Here is an 18,867-nt window from a genome sequence, read left to right on the forward strand (position 1 = left end):
GTGGCGGGCGCGCCTGCGCCCGCCGCCAAACCGTTCCGCGAGCTTGATTAGCGTTTGAACGCCCGGCGCAGACCGGGTGAGGAGATACAGATGAGTTACCTACTCGACCGCCTGCAATTCTTCAAGAAGAAGCAGGGTGAATTCGCCGATGGTCATGGCGAGGTCACCAACGAAAGCCGGGCCTGGGAAAACAGTTACCGGCAGCGCTGGCAGCACGACAAGATCGTTCGCTCTACCCACGGGGTGAACTGCACTGGCTCGTGCTCCTGGAAGATCTACGTGAAGAATGGCCTGATCACCTGGGAAACCCAGCAGACCGACTACCCGCGTACCCGCCCGGACCTGCCCAACCACGAGCCACGCGGCTGTCCCCGTGGCGCCAGCTACTCCTGGTACATGTACAGCGCCAACCGCCTGAAGTACCCCAAGGTGCGCAAGCCGCTGCTCAAGCTCTGGCGTGAGGCCCGCGCTGCCCACAACGACCCGGTGGACGCCTGGGCCAGCATCGTCGAAGACAAGGCCAAGGCGAAAAGCTACAAGAGCGAACGCGGCCTGGGCGGCTTCATCCGTTCGAGCTGGAGCGAAGTCACCGAGATCATTGCCGCCGCCAACGTCTACACCGCCAAGGCCTACGGCCCGGACCGCGTAGTCGGCTTCTCGCCGATCCCGGCCATGTCCATGGTCAGCTACGCCGCCGGTGCCCGTTACCTGTCGCTGATCGGTGGCGTGTGCCTGTCCTTCTACGACTGGTACTGCGACCTGCCGCCGGCCTCCCCGCAGATCTGGGGCGAGCAGACCGACGTGCCGGAATCGGCCGACTGGTACAACTCCAGCTACATCATCGCCTGGGGCTCCAACGTCCCGCAGACGCGTACTCCCGACGCGCACTTCTTCACCGAAGTCCGCTACAAGGGCACCAAGACCGTGGCCGTCACCCCGGACTACTCCGAAGTGGCCAAGCTCACCGACCTCTGGCTCAACCCCAAGCAGGGCACCGACGCCGCACTGGGCATGGCCTTTGGTCACGTGATCCTCAAGGAATTCCACCTCGAGAAACCCAGCGCCTACTTCGTCGATTACTGCCGCCAGTACACTGACATGCCAATGCTGGTGCTGCTCGAACCGCACACCGACGGCGTACTCAAGCCGACCCGCTACCTGCGCGCGGCTGACCTGGCGAACAACCTCGGCCAGGACAACAACCCCGAGTGGAAGACCATCGGCCTGGACGAAATCTCCGGCGAGCTGGTTTCGCCCACCGGCGCCATCGGCTACCGCTGGGGCGAGTCGGGCAAGTGGAACATCGAGGAAACCGAAGGCGGCGCCAAGCGTGAAACCCGCCTGGCCCTGACCCTGATCGATGGCCCGGAAAAGGCCTGCGACGTCGGCTTCCCGTACTTCGCCGGCCAGGAACACCCGCACTTCAAGGGCGTGGACAACGACGAGGTGCTGGTGCGTCGCGTACCCTTCCGCGAAGTCACCGGCGCCGACGGCCAGACCTTGCGCGTCGCCACCGTGTATGACCTGCAGATGGCCAACTACAGCGTCGACCGTGGCCTGGGCGGCCGCAACGTCGCTGCCTCCTACACCGACGCCGACGTGCCCTACACCCCGGCCTGGCAGGCCCGCATCACTGGCGTTCCGGCTGCCCGCGCCATCCAGGTGGCCCGCGAGTTCGCCGACAGCGCCGACAAGACCCACGGCAAGGCCATGGTCATCATCGGCGCCGCGATGAACCACTGGTACCACATGGACATGAACTACCGCGCAGTCATCAACATGCTGATGATGTGCGGCTGCATCGGCCAGAGCGGTGGTGGCTGGGCGCACTACGTCGGCCAGGAAAAACTCCGTCCGCAGACCGGCTGGGTCCCGCTGGCCTTCGGTACCGACTGGAGCCGTCCGCCGCGGCAGATGAACGGCACCAGCTTCTTCTACCTGCACAGCTCGCAATGGCGCCACGAGAAGATTTCGATGCACGAAGTCCTCTCGCCGCTGGCCGACACCAAGCAGTTCCCCGAGCACGCGCTGGACTACAACATCCGCGCCGAACGCATGGGCTGGCTGCCGTCCGCCCCGCAGCTCAACCGCAACCCGCTGCACATCGCCGCTGACGCCGAGCGCGCCGGCATCCCGGTGCAGGACTACGTGGTCCGCGAACTCAAGGCGGGCAACCTGCGCGTGGCCAGCGAGCAGCCGGACGATCCGCAGAACTTCCCGCGCAACATGTTCATCTGGCGTTCTAACCTGCTCGGCTCCTCGGGCAAGGGTCACGAGTACATGCTCAAGTACCTGCTGGGCGCGAAGAACGGCGTGATGAACGACGACCTCGGCAAGGCCGGCGGCCCCTGCCCGGGCGAAGTGGATTGGGTCGACGAAGGCGCCGAGGGCAAGCTGGACCTGGTCACCACCCTCGACTTCCGCATGTCCTCCACCTGCATGTACTCGGACATCGTCCTGCCGACCGCGACCTGGTACGAGAAGGACGACCTCAACACCTCCGACATGCACCCCTTTATCCACCCGCTGTCGGCCGCCACCGACCCGGCCTGGGAAGCCAAGAGCGACTGGGAGATCTACAAGGCGATTGCCAAGAAGTTCTCCGAAGTCTCCGTCGGCCACCTGGGCGTGGAGAAGGACCTGGTGACCGTGCCGCTGCTGCACGACACCGCCAACGAACTCGCGCAGCCGTTCGGCGGCAGCGACTGGAAGAAGGGCGAGTGCGAACCGGTTCCCGGCCGCACCATGCCGACCCTGCACGTGGTCGAGCGTGACTACCCCAACACCTACAAGAAGTTCACCTCCCTCGGCCCGCTGCTGGACAAACTCGGCAACGGCGGCAAGGGCATCGGCTGGAACACCGACAAGGAAATCAAGCTGCTCGGTGAGCTGAACCACAAGGTCACCGAGCCTGGCATCAGCGAAGGCCGCCCGCGCATCGAGAGTGCTATCGACGCCGCCGAGGTGATCCTCGCCCTGGCGCCGGAAACCAACGGCCAGGTGGCCGTGAAGGCCTGGGAAGCGCTGTCGAAGTTCACCGGTCGCGACCACACCCACCTGGCGCTGCCCAAGGAAGAAGAGAAGATCCGCTTCCGCGACGTCCAGGCGCAGCCGCGCAAGATCATCTCCAGCCCCACCTGGTCGGGCCTGGAAGATGAGCACGTGAGCTACAACGCCGGCTACACCAACGTCCACGAGATGATCCCGTGGCGCACCATCACCGGTCGCCAGCAGTTCTACCAGGATCATCCCTGGATGCAGGCCTTCGGCGAGGGCTTCGTCAGCTACCGGCCGCCGGTGAACACCCGCAGCACCGACAAGCTGTTCAACAAGAAGCCCAACGGCCACGCCGAGATCACCCTGAACTGGATCACCCCGCACCAGAAGTGGGGCATCCACTCCACCTACAGCGACAACCTGCTGATGCTCACCCTGTCGCGCGGCGGCCCGATCATCTGGATGAGCGAGCACGACGCGAAAAGCGTAGGCATCGAGGACAACGACTGGGTCGAGGTCTTCAACGCCAACGGTGCCGCCACCTGCCGCGCGGTGGTCAGCCAGCGCGTGAAGGACGGCATGGTGATGATGTACCACGCCCAGGAGCGCATCGTGAACCTGCCGGGCAGCGAGACCACCGGCACCCGCGGCGGCCACCACAACTCGGTGACCCGCGTGGTCCTCAAGCCCACCCACATGATCGGCGGCTACGCCCAGCAGGCGTGGGGCTTCAACTACTACGGCACCGTCGGCTGCAACCGCGACGAGTTCGTCGTGGTGCGCAAGATGAACAAGGTCGACTGGCTCGACGAGCCGGAGCAGGGCGGACTGGGCGGTGACGCTCTGCCGCAACCGCTGCCCCAGGACATTTGAGGATTACTGCCATGAAAATTCGTTCGCAAGTCGGCATGGTGCTGAACCTCGACAAATGCATCGGTTGCCACACCTGCTCCATCACCTGCAAGAACGTCTGGACCAGCCGCGAAGGCGTCGAGTACGCCTGGTTCAACAACGTCGAAACCAAGCCCGGCATCGGTTACCCGAAAGAGTGGGAAAACCAGGAGAAGTGGAAGGGCGGCTGGAAGCGTAATGCCGACGGCTCCATCGTCCCGCGCATCGGCGGCAAGTTCCGCGTGCTGGCGAACATCTTCGCCAACCCGGACCTGCCGGAAATCGATGACTACTACGAGCCCTTCGACTTCGACTACCAGCACCTGCACACCGCGCCCAAGGCCCAGCACCAGCCGGTTGCCCGTCCGCGCTCGCTGGTCTCCGGCCAGCGCATGCAGAAGATCGAGTGGGGCCCCAACTGGGAGGAAATCCTCGGTACCGAATTCGCCAAGCGCCGCAAGGACAAGAACTTCGACCAGGTCCAGGCGGACATCTACGGTGAGTACGAAAACACCTTCATGATGTACCTGCCGCGCCTGTGCGAGCACTGCCTGAACCCGGCGTGCGTGGCCTCGTGCCCGAGCGGCGCGATCTACAAGCGTGAGGAAGACGGCATCGTCCTGATCGACCAGGACAAGTGCCGCGGCTGGCGCATGTGCATCAGCGGCTGCCCGTACAAGAAGATCTACTTCAACTGGAAGAGCGGCAAATCCGAGAAGTGCATCTTCTGCTACCCGCGCATCGAGGCCGGCCAGCCGACCGTCTGCTCGGAAACCTGCGTGGGCCGCATCCGCTACCTCGGCGTGCTGCTGTATGACGCCGACCGCATCCACGAAGTGGCCACCTGCGAGAACGAGCGCGACCTGTACCAGAAGCAGCTGGAAATCTTCCTCGACCCGTTCGACCCGAAAGTGATCGAACAGGCGCGCAAGGACGGTGTACCGGACAGCGTCATCGAGTCCGCGCAGAAGTCGCCGGTGTACAAGCTGGCGATGGACTGGAAGCTGGCCCTGCCGCTGCACCCGGAATACCGCACGCTGCCGATGGTGTGGTACGTGCCGCCGCTGTCGCCGATCCAGAACGCCGCCTCCGAAGGCCATATCGGCAGCGACGGGGTGATCCCGGACGTCGAGTCCCTGCGCATTCCCGTGCAGTACCTGGCCAACCTGCTGACCGCTGGCGACACCGCCCCGGTGCTGCTGGCCCTCAAGCGCCTGCTGGCCATGCGTGCCTACAAGCGCTCCGAGCACGTGGAAGGCAAGCAGGATCTGGAAGTGCTGAAGAAGGTCGGCCTGACCGTGAACCAGGTGGAAGAGATGTATCGCTACCTGGCGATCGCCAACTACGAAGACCGCTTCGTCATCCCCACTGCGCACCGTGAAGAGGCGCTGTCGGATGCCTTCGCCGAGCGTTCGGGTTGTGGCTTCAGCTTCGGCAACGGTTGCTCCAGCAACTCCGGCGTGAACCTGTTCGGCGGCAAGGCCGTGGACAAGCGCAACGTCATCCAGACCGTGCAGATACAGGAGTGATGCTGATGGACAGTCATAGCCAACTGCTCAAGCTCAGCGCGCTGATGCTCGACTACCCGCGCGTCGAACTGCGCGAGGAAAGCCTGGCGCTGCATGCCCTGATCCGCACCTGCGACCTGCCAGAGAAGCAGCGCGACGGCCTCGCCGCGCTGCTCAACGAGCTGTGCAAGGGCGACATCCTCGACGTCCAGGCCCGTTACGACGGGCTGTTCGAGCGCGGTCGCTCGGTCTCCTTACTGCTGTTCGAACACGTGCACGGCGAAAGCCGTGACCGTGGCCAGGCGATGGTCGACCTGATGGACCGCTACACCCAGGCGGGCCTGGTCATCGACGTCAACGAGCTGCCGGACTACCTGCCGCTGTACCTGGAGTTCCTCGCCCTGCAGGACGCCGAGTCGGCCCACGCGGGTCTCGCCGAAGTCGCGCACATCCTGGCGCTGATCGCCCTGCGCCTGGAAGAGCGCGGCAGCAGCTATGCGGCGATCTTCAACAGCCTGCTGGAGCTGTCCGGCGAACAGCCCGACCTCGGCGCGCTCAAGCGCGACCGCGAACAGGAAGTGCGCGACGACAGCCTGGAAGCCATCGACAAGGCCTGGGAGGAAACCCCGGTGAGCTTTACCGAGCCCGCCGTTGGTTGCCCGTCCACCAGCGCCCGGCGGATTTCCTCCGCCGCCGAACAACCCATGCAGTGGGTCGCCCAGCCGGTGCCGCAAGTGCAGTACCGGGCGGCCAGAGAAGGAGTCTGAACATGTCCCTCGATCTTCTAGCGTTCGGGATCTATCCCTACGTCGCGCTGGCCATCTGCCTGATCGGCAGCTGGGCGCGCTTCGACCTCTCGCAATACACCTGGAAAGCCGGCTCCAGCCAGATGCTGAGCAAGAAGGGCATGCGCGTTTACAGCAACCTGTTCCACGTCGGTGTGCTGTTCATCCTCGCCGGGCACTTCGTCGGCCTGCTGACCCCGCACGCGGTCTACGAGCACCTGATCAGCACCGAGCAGAAGCAACTGCTGGCGATGGTCTCCGGCGGCTTCTTTGGCATCCTCTGCTTCATCGGCCTGACCGGCCTGATCCTGCGCCGCCTGACCAATGAGCGTGTACGCGCCACCGGCAACGCATCGGACCTGATGATCCTGCTGGTGCTCTACGTCCAGCTGATCCTCGGCCTGTCCACCATCGTCGCCTCCACCCATCACCTGGATGGTTCGGTGATGGTCATGCTCGCCAACTGGGCGCAGTCCATCGTCACCTTCCAGCCGCTGGCTGCCGCCGCAGCGATCGCGCCGGTCTCGCTGGTCTACAAGCTGCACGTGACCCTCGGCCTGACCCTGTTCGTGCTGTTCCCCTTCACCCGTCTGGTGCATATCGTCAGCGCCCCGGTGTGGTACTTCGGCCGCCGCTACCAGGTGGTCCGCACCAAGCGTCGCGCAGCGTGATGAAGCGGCGGATGGCGCTGGTGCGTCGTCCGCCCCACCTGAAGCTCTTCCCCCTCTCCCTTCAGGGAGAGGGCAGGGGAGAGGGTTACCGGAGGTAAGCGAAATGAGTTGCTCCCACTACGAAGCCAAGGTCGAACACGTCGACCTGCCTGCCATCTCCGTCAACGGCGTCGCTATCGCCGAGGACGACCTTGCTCGCGAGCTGCAATACCATCCGGCCGCCAGCCACGCCGAGGCCCTGTACTCCGCCTGCCGCGCGCTGGTGGTACGCCAACTGCTGGTGCAGCGCGCCGACGCGCTGGGCCTTGAGGCCGAAGCGGAAGAGGGCGAGGCGCTGGAAGAAGCGCGCATCCGCGCCCTGATCGACCGCGAAGTCGGCGTGCCCGAAGCCGACGAAGCCAGCTGCCGCCAATGGTACGCAGCCAACCCCACCCGCCTCACCGCGCCCTGGCGCATGCGCCTGCGCCATGTGCTGCTGGGCTGCGCGCCGGACGACCTGGAAGGCCGCGCCAAGGCCCGCGAACAGGCCGAGGAGCTGCTGGCCGAACTGCGTGAACACCCCGAGCGTTTCGCCGAGAAAGCGATGCGCTTCTCCGACTGCCCGTCCAAGGACGACGGTGGTGACCTGGGCTGGATCGAACCGGGTCAGACCGTCCCCGAGTTCGAGAGACGCCTGATGCAACAGCAACCCGGCCTGCTCGGTCATCCGCTGGAAAGCCGCTACGGCCTGCATGTGGTCGAGCTGATCGAGCGCGATGGCGGCGAGCCGCTGGACTTCGCGCATGCGCGTCCGCGCATCGTCGCCTACCTGCGCGCCCAGGTGCTGCAGCGCGCGGTCAGCCAGTACATCAGCGTGCTGGCCGGCGAGGCGCAGATCGACGGCTTCGTCTTCGACGGGGCGGAGTCGCCGCTGGTGCAGTGAACCGGTTCCGGGCCCCTCTCTCCCAATTCCTCCCCCCGAGGAGAGAGGGGCTTCGGAAACGGCCATGAATTTCGGCTTTCACCGTGGATAGTGAAGGCCGGCCGGAGTGAAATACCATGTCCGAATGGATCGACGGCCAGGGTCGCAAGATCGACTACCTGCGCCTGTCCGTAACCGACCGCTGCGACTTTCGCTGCGTCTACTGCATGTCGGAGAACATGCGCTTCCTGCCGCGTCAGCAGGTGCTCACCCTGGAAGAGATCGAACGGGTAGCGCGCCTCTTCGTCGAGCGCGGCGTGAAGAAGCTGCGTCTCACCGGCGGTGAACCGCTGGTGCGCCCCGGCATCGTCCACCTCTGCGAACGCCTCGCGGCGCTGCCCGGCCTGCGCGAGCTGTGCATGACCAGCAACGGCTCGCAGCTCAGCAAGCTGGCCGGTGACCTGCACGCCGCCGGCCTGACCCGGCTGAACATCAGCCTCGACACCCTGGATGCGCAACGCTTCGCCGCCATCACCCGCACCGGGCGCCTGGAGCAGGTGCTGCGTGGCATCGACGCCGCCCTGCGAGCCGGGTTCGAGCACATCAAGCTGAACTGCGTGGTGATGAAGGGGCGCAATGCCGACGAAGTGCCGGCGCTGGTGGATTACGCCATCGCCCACGGGCTGGACATCAGCTTCATCGAAGAGATGCCGCTGGGCCAGGTCGGCCGCGAGCGCGAGGAAAGCTTCTGCTCCAGCGACGAAGTCCGTGCGCTGATCGCCGAGCACCACGAGCTGCTGGACAGCGCCGAGCACAGCGGTGGCCCGGCACGCTACGTGCGGCTGGCGCAGCATCCGGGTACGCGCATCGGTTTCATCTCGCCGCATTCGCACAACTTCTGCGCCACCTGCAACCGCCTGCGCCTGACCGCCGAAGGCCGCCTGCTGCTGTGCCTGGGCCACGAGAACTCCCTGGACCTGCGCGGCCTGCTGCGCCGCCATCCGCTGCACGACGAACCGATCCTCGAAGCCCTGCGCGGCGCCCTGCAGCGCAAGCCGGCGCGCCACGAGTTCACCGTCGGCGACGTGCAAGTGTTGCGCTTCATGAATCTCAGCGGCGGCTGAAATAGTCCTCCCTCGGTGGGCAATATGCCCGCCGCGTGCCTTGCGTTCCTGAATAGAAAAACTCTCCCCAGCGCCGTGCTGCCCGGGTTCTGTAGGAGCGAGCTTGCTCGCGAACCCCTTCTGCCGGTGATGCCGGTGTCGTGCGATTCGCGAGCAAGCTCGCTCCTACCCAAAAGACCACCTTTGCAGCGGGCATAAAAAAGCCCCAGCGACATGAGCGTATCGCGGGGGCTTCGGGCATCTGCCAAAGGTATAACCGTGGAAGCTACGGTAAATCATGCGAAAGAATCGATTCGAATCCTCCTCGGATCGCTTCGGAACGCCTCCAGACTAAGGCTGCAGTGCGCTGCGCCACATCCCTCCGAAGGAGTAGCGGCGGGTAGCAAAAGGAGGTTGCGCCGGGCTGTCGCGGGGGGAGCCGATGCAACCCGTAGGGTGCATAAAGCGGAACGCTTTATCCGTCGTCCCGGCACGCATGGCCTAGGACGGCGGATAACGCCCGAGGCGTTATGCGCCCTACTGTCGCGGCCATGGCGGGGGTGATTGACGTTGTGTACTTTTTGGTCCAGATTGGATTTTAAGTTTACGCGCGCCCGCGCGTGGACGGAGCAGAACAAGCCAGAACAAGAAGTCGTTCGCCTGGGTGAGGGCAAGGCAATGCCGCTGCAACCTCCTGTGTTGCGCCCTTGGACGAACCCAAAAATGCCGTACTCACTGCCAAGACGTACCGGCCGGCGCTCGCCCCGGCGACCACACAACGGAGTTCATCGATGAATCGCAAAGCCCTGCTGGGCGGCCTGATGCTGGCCGCCTTCGCCACCTTCTCCCACGCCGACGACAAGCCGCTGCGCATCGGCATCGAGGCGGCCTACCCGCCCTTCGCCTACAAGACCCCGGAAGGCGGCATCGCCGGCTTCGACTACGACATCGGCAATGCTCTGTGCGAAGAGATGAAGCGCAAGTGCCAGTGGGTCGAGCAGGAATACGACGGCCTGATCCCCTCGCTGAAGGTGCGCAAGATCGACGCCGCGCTGTCCTCCATCACCATCACCGAAGAGCGCAAGCACTCGGTGGACTTCACCCACAAGTACTACTTCACCCCGGGCCGCCTGGTGATGAAGGAAGGCTCGCAGCTGGACGAGCAGTTCAGCCAGCTCAAGGGCAAGAACATCGGCGTGCAGCGCGGCTCCACGGCTGACCGCTTCGCCACCGAGGTACTGGGCAAGGCCGGCGCCAACGTGGTGCGCTACACCAGCCAGGACGAGATCTACCTGGACCTGCTGGCGGGCCGCCTGGACGGCACCTTCGCCGACTCCATCCCGCTGCAGATCGGCTTCCTGGACACCCCGCGTGGCAAGGGCTTCGCCTTTATCGGGCCGGAGTTCAAGGATCCGAAATACTTCGGCGAGGGTGCCGGTATCGCGGTACGCAAGGGCAACACCGAACTGGTCGGCCAGCTCAATGCCGCCATCGACGCGCTGCGCGCCAATGGCAAGTACAAGGCCATCGAGGGCAAGTACTTCAAGAGCGATATCTACGGCGATTGATCTTCCGCCGATCGATACAAAGGCCGCCTTCGGGCGGCCTTCTGCTTTTCCTAGGACAGAGGGGGATGCCAAGTTCGTGGTCGCGAACTTGCCCATTGCCGGTGTATCGGCTCTTCGTAGGAGCGAGCTTGCTCGCGAACCCACCCAACTCGGCACTGCCCATAAGAGTGGACCTTGTCCGCGAATCTACCCATCTGCACGGCGGCAACAGGAAAACCTCGCCGTAGGATGGCGTGGAACGCAGCGATACCCATCGATCCGCGCGCCCAGGTCGCAAGGGGATTGCGAGCATCCCCCCGTGAGTGCGGCAGAGTGCGGTTCGCGAGCAGGCTCGCTCCTATAGGTGGCGGCAAGCGAGGAAGGAAAGCCTCAGACCTCCTCCCTCAACTCCTTCAGGTGCTTGTACACCGTCGCGCGCCCCATGTTCAGCACGTTGGCGACGTAATTCGCCGCGCTCTTGCCCTTGAACGCGCCCTCGGCATGCAGCGCCAGGACCAGTTCGCGCTTGTGGTCGCGGCTCAGGGTGGAGAGGCTCAGCTGGCGCTGCTGCAGCCAGCCATGCAGGAAGGTGTTGATACGCTCCTGCCAGTCGTCGCGGAACAGCGCGTCCGGCTGCGGGATGACCTTGCTGGAGGAGAGGAACAGGTCGAGCGCCGCCTTGGCGGTCTCGAAGAGGGTGATGTTGAGGTTGATGCACAGCACTGCGAGCGGCTCGCCCCTGGCATCGCGCAGCACGGTGCTGATGGAGCGGATCTTCTGGCCGTCCCAGTTGAGCTTCTCGTAGGGGCCGATGTTGCGTTCGTCGTGGCCGCCTTCGAGCATGTCTTCCAGTGCCGAGTCGTCGCCGATCTCGCGCTTGGAGATGTTGTTCGCCAGGTAAGCCACGCGCTGGTTGCGCAGGTCGTGGAGGACCACTTCTGCGTGTGGGAAGAACAGAGCGGCGATGGCGTCGGCGATGGCCTTGTAGTTGTCCAGCGGATCAGCGGCGGTCATGGGCAAGGCTCTCGAGACGATGGGACGGGCAATGGCGCGGGCGCTGGCGAGTGTGCCGCAAGCGCCCGCGGGCTGTCACGAACGGCGGCTCACTCGGCCAGCAGACGCGCCGGGGATAGCATCTCGGCAGTCAGGCCGTGGCGGGTCAGATGCTCGGGCAGGGCCTCGCGGCGGATCAGCGCGGCGCTGGCCTCGCCCATCGCTGCGGAGGTCTGGATGCCGTAGCCACCTTGCCCTGCGACCCAGTACAGGCCGGGCGTGGCCGGGTCATAGCCGGAGACCAAGTCGCCATCGGCGAAGAACGAACGCAGGCCGGCCCAGGTGTGGCTCGGGCGGCGGATGCTGAGGGTGGTGTGCTCCTCGATCTGGTAGATGCCCAGGGCGATGTCCAGCTCTTCGGGCTGCACGTCGTGGGGCTCCACCGGGTCGGCATTGGCCGGCGAGCCTAGCAGCATGCCGGCATCGGGCTTGAAGTAGAAGGACTCGTCCAGGCTTACCAGCACCGGCCAGGCGTGGCTGTCCACGCCCTCCGGCGGGCTGAACAGGAAGGCGGCGCGGCGCTTGGGCGTGAGGCCCAGGGGAGCGGCGCCGGCGAGTTCGGCGATCTTGTCGGACCAGCTGCCAGCGGCGTTGACCAGCACCGGCGCACGGTAGGTCTGCTGCGCGCAGCGTACTTCCCACGCGTCGTCGATGCGGCTGATTTCCAGGGCTTCGCTATCCAGTTGTACGCTGCCGCCGTTGCGCCGGATGCCGCGCAGGTAGCCCTGCAGCAGGCCGTCGGTGTCGATGTCGGCAGCGCTGGGGTCGAGCATCGCGCCGTGGACTTTCTCGCGGCGCAGCACCGGGACGATGGCGCAGGCTTCATCGGCATCGAGCAGGCGCATTTCCGGCACGCTGGCGAGGGCGCTTTCGTATTGGCGCTGGAGTTCTTCCGGGTTGCCTTCGAAGTCCACCGTCATCTCCCCGCGCGGGGTGAGGATCGGGTGTTCGACGAAGCCCTCGGGAGGGTTGTCGAAGAAGTCGCGGCTGGCGGCGGTCAGGGCGCGCACCTGTGGCGTGCCGTAGGCCACGGTGTACAGCGCTGCCGACCGGCCGGTGGAGTGGTAGCCGGCGTGGGACTCGCGCTCCAGCACGACGACCTTGCCGTGGCGGGAGAGAAAGTAGCCGGTGGAGGCGCCGGCGATGCCGCCGCCGATGATGAGGAAGTCGACTTCGATCATGTTCGTCTCCGACTCAGGCGTTCTTGCGTTGCAGATGGTAGAGCGCATTGGCCAGGGCGACGTCTTCCAGGCCCAGGCCGATGGAGCGGAAGAAGGCATGGCGCTGGTAGTCCGGTTTGGCGACCTGTCCGCTGACCAGTTCCGGCAGGTCGCCGAGGATGGCGCCGTCCCAGCCGTGCTCGTCGCGGGCCAGGCGCATCTCGCCGGCGGATGCCGGGGTGGTGGCGCGGTAGTCGCAGTACACGTCCATCTGCGCCAGCGACCGCGGTGGCACTTCGTGGGCGCGGGCGACGTTGGTGCTGATGGAAGTGATCAGCGCCGGTTTGGTCAGGATCGCGGGATCGAGCACCGGGGTACCGGACGAGGTGCACAGCAGCACTACGTCGGCGTCGGCCACGGCGGCTTCTACGCTGGTGGCGGGTTCGGCGCGGGAATCAATGGCGCCGAACTGGGCCAGCACGCCAGCGCTCAGGTTCGGAGAGTAGATACGGATGCTTTGCCAGTCACGCAGGCCAGCTGCGTAGCGCAGGTGCGTACGGGCGACTGGACCGCTGCCGACGATAGCCAGGCGCTTGGCGTCCTGGCGGGCCAGTTCCTGCACGGCGAGGGCGGTGGTAGCGGCAGTGCGCGCCGTGGTCAGGCTGCCGGCGTCGCACAGCAGCAGCGGCTGACCGCTGTCCATGGACATCAGCAGGCTCCACGCGGTGACCAGCGACTTGGGCTGGCGCACGATGTACGGCGAGGTCTTCACGCCGTAGACCTTCTGCGAGGCCAGCACGCCCAGGTAGTTGATGAAGTCGCCGCCCCCATTGGGGAATTCCACCAGTTGCTGCGCGGGTTGTACGGCGCTGCCGGCGGCCAGCTCGACGAACATGTCGCGCATCGCCTGAAGCACGTCGACCTGTTCGAGCAGACGTTCGGCGTCAGCCTGGTTGAGGGTGAAAGGCGTGGCGGCGGACATGGCGAGACTCCAGGTGTGGATTTATTTTTCCATTCTGGACTCTGCTGTCTTTATCGGCAAGGGCGTGTGGTCGGGAGGTGTATGCGCTTTTTCCGATGGCCAAACCGACAGCGCTGGCCTGTAGGAGCGTCCGATGGGCGCGATCGCGGGCATGGCCCGCTCCTACAGGGAGTGGACGCCACCTACAGCTTGAACTGCGCCACCAGCTCTTCCTGGCTGCCGGCCACGCGGCGCAGGTGCTCGCCGCAGTCGCGGGTGTGCGCGGCGGTCTTGCGGTTTTCCACGGTCATGTCGCTCAGGCGGTGCATGTGCTGGTTCACTTCCTGGGTCGTGGCGGCCTGCTGTTCGGCGGCGGCGGCGATCTGGAAGGCCATGGCATGCACGCCCTGCAGCGAATCGTCCAGCGCGCCGAGGGCTTCCAGCACGGCCTGGGTGTCCTGCTCCAGGGTATGGGCCTGTTCGCTGGCACCACTCATGCTCGACTGCGCCTGGACGGAGGAGTCGCCCAGGCTGCCAACGATGGCGACGATCTCGTCGGTGGCGCTGCGGGTGCGCTGGGCCAGACTGCGCACCTCGTCGGCGACTACGGCGAAACCACGGCCCGCCTCACCGGCGCGGGCGGCTTCGATGGCGGCGTTGAGGGCGAGCAGGTTGGTCTGTTCGGCGATGGAGCGGATCACGTCCAGCACCGAGCCGATCTGCTGGCTCTCGCCGGCCAGGGTCTGCACCACGCCGTCGGCCTGGCGCAGGCCGACCAGCAGTTGGTCCTGGCGGCCGATCATGTGCTGCAGGGTGCCCTGCATGGCGACGAAGGCTTGCCGCGCGGCGGCGCTGCCATCGGCGCTGCGGCTGGCGCTGCCGGCAATTTCCTGCACGGTGGCGGCCATCTGGTCGACGGCGCTGACCACCATTTCCAGTGCTTCCTGCTGCTGGTCGAGGTGGTGGCTGGTGCGCCCGGCGGCGTCGAGAATGTCGCCGCTGGCGTCACCCACGGCCTCGCTGGCCTGGCGCAGACGCTCGACCACCTGGCGCCAGGCCGTGGTCATCTCACGCAGGGCCTGCATCAGGCCGCTGCTGGCGCTGGCGTCGTCGCTCAGGCGCAGCTCGCCGCTGGCCAGGCGCTGGGCCAGGGCGGCCATGCTGGCCGGCTCGCCACCCAGCGGGCGCATCACGCTGCGGCTGACCAGCCAGGTGCCGGCGGCGACGCCGAGCAGGGTCAGCACGCCGAGCACGAGGATCTGCCACATCAGCTTGCGCACCGGGGCGAAGGCTTGGTCCTGGTCCATTTCCGCCACCAGCGCCCAGTGCAGGCCGTCCAGGTTCAGCGGGACGAAGGACTTGAGCGCCGGCTCGTTGCTCAGGCCCGTCTCGGAAAGACGGCCCTGCTCGCCGGCCAGGGCTTTCTCGATGGCCTGGCCGGGCAGGGCGGTGGGGCTTTCCTTGTCGCGGCGTACGTGGTGATCGGCAAAGCGCACCGAGTCCGAGCGCAGGCTGCCGTCGCCGCCGACCAGGTAGGTCTCGCCGTCGTCGCCCAGGCCCTGGCGGTTCTGCATCACTTCGTTGATCGAGGCGAGCGGCAGTTCCAGCACCAGCAGCAGTTGCAGCTTGCCATTGTCCTTGATCGGCGCGGCCAGCCATTGCACCGGCTGCTGGTCGTTGGGCGCCTGCTCCAGGTCGCTGATGCTGGCCTTGCCGCTGTCCAGCGCCTTGCGGATGAACTGGCCGAACGGCGTGTCGCGCCACTGCGGATCGCCGATGTTCTGCTGGTAGTCGACGCCACGGCCGAGGCTGAACACCACCTTGCCGTCGCCGGCCACCAGGCGCAGTTCGCGGTAGCCGAAGGTCTTGATGAAGTTCTCGAACACCGGGCGGTCGTAGTTGGCGGTGGTCACCAGCGACTCGCTGTCCAGCCCGGCGTAGTTGCTGCCCAGGTTGGTGGCGAGGCTGCTGAGCTGGTCATTACGGGCCTTCCAGGCGTCCATCAGCTGCCGCTGCTTGATGCTGGCGACCGCCTCCAGGGCGTTCAGGCTTTGTTCTTCGAGGGCACGGCTGGCCTGGAGATAGACCACGATGGCCATCACCAGCACGGGGATCAGGCCGACCGAGAGGAAACTCAGAGCAAGTTTGGCGCGCAAGGGCATGGGAGGATTCCGACGAGTTCTTGGAATTGTTCTCGCGTGCTTTGCAAGAAGCGTGCGAATTTTTTTACGTCTGTAAATAAAACTGAGCAGAAACGGCCGGGGGCAGGCCTATTGCGCGGGTAATGGCGCGTGGCCATTGTTTGCGGGGGGATGCCGTACGGTCGTCCCAGCGGGTCCGGCAGGAGGAATGGCAGGCTCTAGCAAGGGGAATTCGTCACCCGCGGTAACGCCGGTGGAAACAAAAAAGGCGAAGCCATGTGGCTTCGCCTTCTTCTGGTGCAACAAGCGATCAGTGCTTGCGCGGTACCGGCTTGAGCAACTCGGTGGGCGGCATCTCGCAATTGATCTTGCGGCCCAGCAGTTCCTCGATCGGCGGCAAGGCGAAGGCATCGTCCTCGCCAGCGAAGCTGATGGAGGTACCGGTGCTGCCGGCGCGGCCGGTGCGGCCGATGCGGTGCACGTAGTCGTCCGGGTCTTCGGGCAGGGTGAAGTTGATCACGTGGCTGATGCCATCGACGTGGATGCCGCGGCCGGCGACGTCGGTGGCGACCAGGACGCGGATCTTGCCTTCACGGAAGCCTTCCAGGACCTTGATGCGCTTGTGCTGCGGCACGTCGCCGGACATCTGGGCGGCGCTGATGCCGTCCTTGGTCAGGCGTTCTTCGATGCGGCGCACTTCGTCCTTGCGGTTGGCGAAGACCATCACGCGGGTCCAGTCGTTCTGCGCGATCAGGTTGTACAGCAGCTTGTACTTGTCGCTGCCGGCAACGGCGTAGACGTGCTGTTCGACGGTATCGCTGGCGACGTTTTCCGGCTCGATCTCGACGATGGCCGGCTCGACGGTCCACTGCTTGGCCAGGTTCATTACGTCGTCGGTGAAGGTGGCGGAGAACAGCAGGGTCTGGCGCTCGCCCTTGTACGGGGTCTGGCGGATGATCTGGCGGACCTGCGGAATGAAGCCCATGTCGAGCATGCGGTCGGCTTCGTCCAGCACCATCACCTCGACCATGTCCAGGTGCACCTCGCCGCGCTGGTTGAAGTCCAGCAGACGGCCGGGGGTGGCGACCAGGATGTCGCAGAAGCGCGATTCCAGGGTCTTGAGCTGCTTATCGAAGTCCATGCCGCCGACGAAGCTCATGACGTTCAGGCCGGTGTACTTGGCCAGGCCGATGGCGTCGTTGGCGATCTGCACCACCAGTTCGCGGGTCGGCGCGATGATCAGCGCACGCGGCTCGCCCATGTAGCGCTCTTTCGGCGGCGGGGTCTGCAGCAGCTGGGTGATGATCGAGATGAGGAACGCCGCGGTCTTGCCGGTGCCGGTCTGGGCGCGGCCGATGGCGTCCTGGCCACGCAGGGTGAAGCCCAGTACCTGCGCCTGGATTGGCGTGCAGTACGGGAAGCCCAGGTCATGGATGGCGTGCATCAGGCGCGGATCGAGGTTGAAGTCGTGGAAGCGCGTTTTGCCTTCAGCCGGCTCGACTACGAAGTCTTCCAGCTTCCAGTTGTCCACCACCGGCGGGCGCGGCTTGCGCTCGCGGCGCGGTTTCGGCTCGCGGGGCTTGTCTGCACCCTCGGCCTTGGCATGCTCGTGCTTCGGCGCGTGCTCGCGCTTTTCGCCGCGTTCGCCTTTGTCGGAACGCTCGGCGCGGGGTTTGTCGCTCTTCGGACCGCGGGCCGGCTTCTCGGCGTTTTCGCCATCGGGGCGCGGATTGCGCGGTTTGCGCGGACGCTTTTCGCCGCTCGGGGCGGGCTGGGAGGCAGCGGGTGCGGGGGCTGCCGGCGTGGTGACGGGCTGCTCGCCATCACCCTTGCTGAAGATTTTCTTGAGTGCTTTGAGCACGTTGATCTCGTACTGGTTAAGGAATGAACGGCCGCCAGTGTAATGCAAGATGCCCGCAGGGCGAAGTGCCACGGGCATTCTGCCTATTGACTTGGGCTACGGAAGGTTCTCCAGCAGCAGCCGGCGGACGTTTCCACCCATGATGGCGGCGATGTCCTGGTCACTAAAGCCGGCTTTCGCCAGGCCCTGGGTCAGTTGGGCTAGGCCGGTGGTGTCGAAGGGCGCGTTGACTGCGCCGTCGAAGTCCGAACCCAGCGCCACGTGCTCGACGCCCACCTTGTCGGCGGCGTAGCGCATGGCCTTGACGATGGCCTCCACCGAGGTTTCGCAGACTGCGCCGTCCCAGTAACCGATGCCGATCACCCCACCCGTGTTGGCGATGCCGCGCAGGTGGGCGTCAGTCAGGTTGCGCGGGCCGGGGCAGGTGCCGGCGACGCCGGTGTGGGAAACGATCACCGGGCGCCTGGCGATCACCAGTACATCGTCGATCAATGGGCGCGAGGCGTGGGCCAGGTCGATCAGCATCTTCTTGTCTTCCAGGCGCGGGATGACCTCGCGGCCGAATTTGGTCAGCCCGCCTTTCTTCAGGCCATGGGCGGAGCCGCCGACTTCGTTGTCGAAGAAATGGGTCAGCCCCATGATGCGGAAGCCCGCGTCGTACATGCGGTCGATGTTCTCGAGCTTGCCTTCGAGCGGGTGCAGGCCTTCGGTGGCGAGCACGGCGGCGAGCTGCTTCGGGTCTTTCTGCCAGGCCGCGAGGTAGCGGGTTAGGTCTTCGCGGCTGCGCACCAGGGTGAGCTTGCCCTGGCTGTCGGCGGCGGCCTTGTCCAGCAGTTCGCCCTGGTAGAGCGCGCGTTCGAGCAGGCTGTTCCAGGTGCGCGCGGGCCAGCGCTGGGCGATGACCAGCGGGGTTATGTTGTCGCTGTCCGCGCTGTTGCTGTCGTAGTTCAGGCCGCGCGGGGTCTTGGTGACGGTGGAAAACACCTGCAGGCCGACGTGGCCTTCGAGCAGGCGCGGCAGGTCGGTGTGGCCGTGGTCGTGGCGATCCAGCAGGTTGCGGTCCCAGAGCAGAGCGTCGTCGTGCAGGTCGGCGACGAACAGGGTCTGGTGCAGCGCCTGGGCCTCGGGCGAGGCGGGGTAGGGCGGCGGGCTGGCCACGGTGTTCATCTTGCGGTCCATGTAGCCCGGCAGGTTGAAGAAGATTCCCAGGCCAACGGCCAGCAGGACGAGCAGGATGATCAGCAGTTTGCGCATGTCAGCTTCCCAGCTTTGTTATTGGTTTTCTTGC

At 65.6% G+C, this 18,867-nt stretch carries 13 protein-coding genes; 7 read left to right on the forward strand and 6 right to left on the reverse strand.

Annotated features, from left to right (window positions below; all coding sequences use genetic code 11):
• Window positions 1-90 precede the first annotated feature (90 nt).
• From ACIPK7_RS12680 to ACIPK7_RS12710, 7 genes are all read left to right on the forward strand, one after another.
• Complete coding sequence (locus ACIPK7_RS12680; protein ID WP_401088041.1) at window positions 91-3,870, forward strand: nitrate reductase subunit alpha; 3,780 nt, start codon at window positions 91-93, stop codon at window positions 3,868-3,870.
• Window positions 3,871-3,881: 11 nt separating this feature from the next.
• Window positions 3,882-5,417: a nitrate reductase subunit beta gene (gene narH / locus ACIPK7_RS12685; protein ID WP_401088043.1), complete on the forward strand. Its 1,536-nt coding sequence runs from the start codon at window positions 3,882-3,884 to the stop codon at window positions 5,415-5,417.
• A 5-nt stretch (window positions 5,418-5,422) separates the two neighbouring features.
• Window positions 5,423-6,163: a nitrate reductase molybdenum cofactor assembly chaperone gene (gene narJ, locus ACIPK7_RS12690; RefSeq protein ID WP_401088046.1), complete on the forward strand. Its 741-nt coding sequence runs from the start codon at window positions 5,423-5,425 to the stop codon at window positions 6,161-6,163.
• Between the two features lie 2 nt (window positions 6,164-6,165).
• The gene (gene narI, locus ACIPK7_RS12695) at window positions 6,166-6,852 is read left to right on the forward strand and encodes a respiratory nitrate reductase subunit gamma (RefSeq protein WP_401088049.1); all 687 of its coding nucleotides are present in this window, start codon (window positions 6,166-6,168) and stop codon (window positions 6,850-6,852) included.
• Between the two features lie 103 nt (window positions 6,853-6,955).
• A complete protein-coding gene (locus ACIPK7_RS12700; protein ID WP_401088051.1) occupies window positions 6,956-7,774 on the forward strand; it encodes a peptidylprolyl isomerase in 819 nt (272 codons plus the stop codon).
• Window positions 7,775-7,890: 116 nt separating this feature from the next.
• Entirely contained in the window at window positions 7,891-8,877 is a 987-nt protein-coding gene (gene moaA / locus ACIPK7_RS12705) for a GTP 3',8-cyclase MoaA (protein ID WP_401088053.1), read from the forward strand.
• A 770-nt stretch (window positions 8,878-9,647) separates the two neighbouring features.
• Window positions 9,648-10,424 carry an ABC transporter substrate-binding protein gene (locus ACIPK7_RS12710; protein ID WP_401088055.1) on the forward strand — a complete coding sequence of 259 codons (777 nt, stop codon included), beginning with the start codon at window positions 9,648-9,650 and terminating at the stop codon, window positions 10,422-10,424.
• A 369-nt stretch (window positions 10,425-10,793) separates the two neighbouring features.
• On the opposite strand, the gene ACIPK7_RS12715 is transcribed toward ACIPK7_RS12710, so the two are convergent.
• From ACIPK7_RS12715 to ACIPK7_RS12740, 6 genes are all read right to left on the reverse strand, one after another.
• Window positions 10,794-11,417, reverse strand: a complete 624-nt coding sequence (locus tag ACIPK7_RS12715; protein ID WP_401088057.1) for a transcriptional regulator — start codon at window positions 11,415-11,417, stop codon at window positions 10,794-10,796.
• Between the two features lie 89 nt (window positions 11,418-11,506).
• On the reverse strand, window positions 11,507-12,637 hold the full coding sequence (locus tag ACIPK7_RS12720) for an NAD(P)/FAD-dependent oxidoreductase (RefSeq protein WP_401088059.1): 1,131 nt from the start codon (window positions 12,635-12,637) through the stop codon (window positions 11,507-11,509).
• Window positions 12,638-12,650: 13 nt separating this feature from the next.
• Entirely contained in the window at window positions 12,651-13,598 is a 948-nt protein-coding gene (locus ACIPK7_RS12725) for an ornithine cyclodeaminase family protein (protein WP_401088061.1), read from the reverse strand.
• 182 nt (window positions 13,599-13,780) lie between these two features.
• Complete coding sequence (locus ACIPK7_RS12730; protein WP_081516119.1) at window positions 13,781-15,739, reverse strand: methyl-accepting chemotaxis protein; 1,959 nt, start codon at window positions 15,737-15,739, stop codon at window positions 13,781-13,783.
• A gap of 289 nt (window positions 15,740-16,028) precedes the next feature.
• Entirely contained in the window at window positions 16,029-17,579 is a 1,551-nt protein-coding gene (gene rhlB / locus ACIPK7_RS12735) for an ATP-dependent RNA helicase RhlB (RefSeq protein WP_401088063.1), read from the reverse strand.
• Window positions 17,580-17,675: 96 nt separating this feature from the next.
• Complete coding sequence (locus tag ACIPK7_RS12740; RefSeq protein ID WP_401088065.1) at window positions 17,676-18,833, reverse strand: dipeptidase; 1,158 nt, start codon at window positions 18,831-18,833, stop codon at window positions 17,676-17,678.
• Window positions 18,834-18,867 lie beyond the last annotated feature (34 nt).

It is taken from the genome of Pseudomonas sp. NPDC086581 (assembly GCF_044746165.1).
GTDB lineage: Bacteria > Pseudomonadota > Gammaproteobacteria > Pseudomonadales > Pseudomonadaceae > Pseudomonas.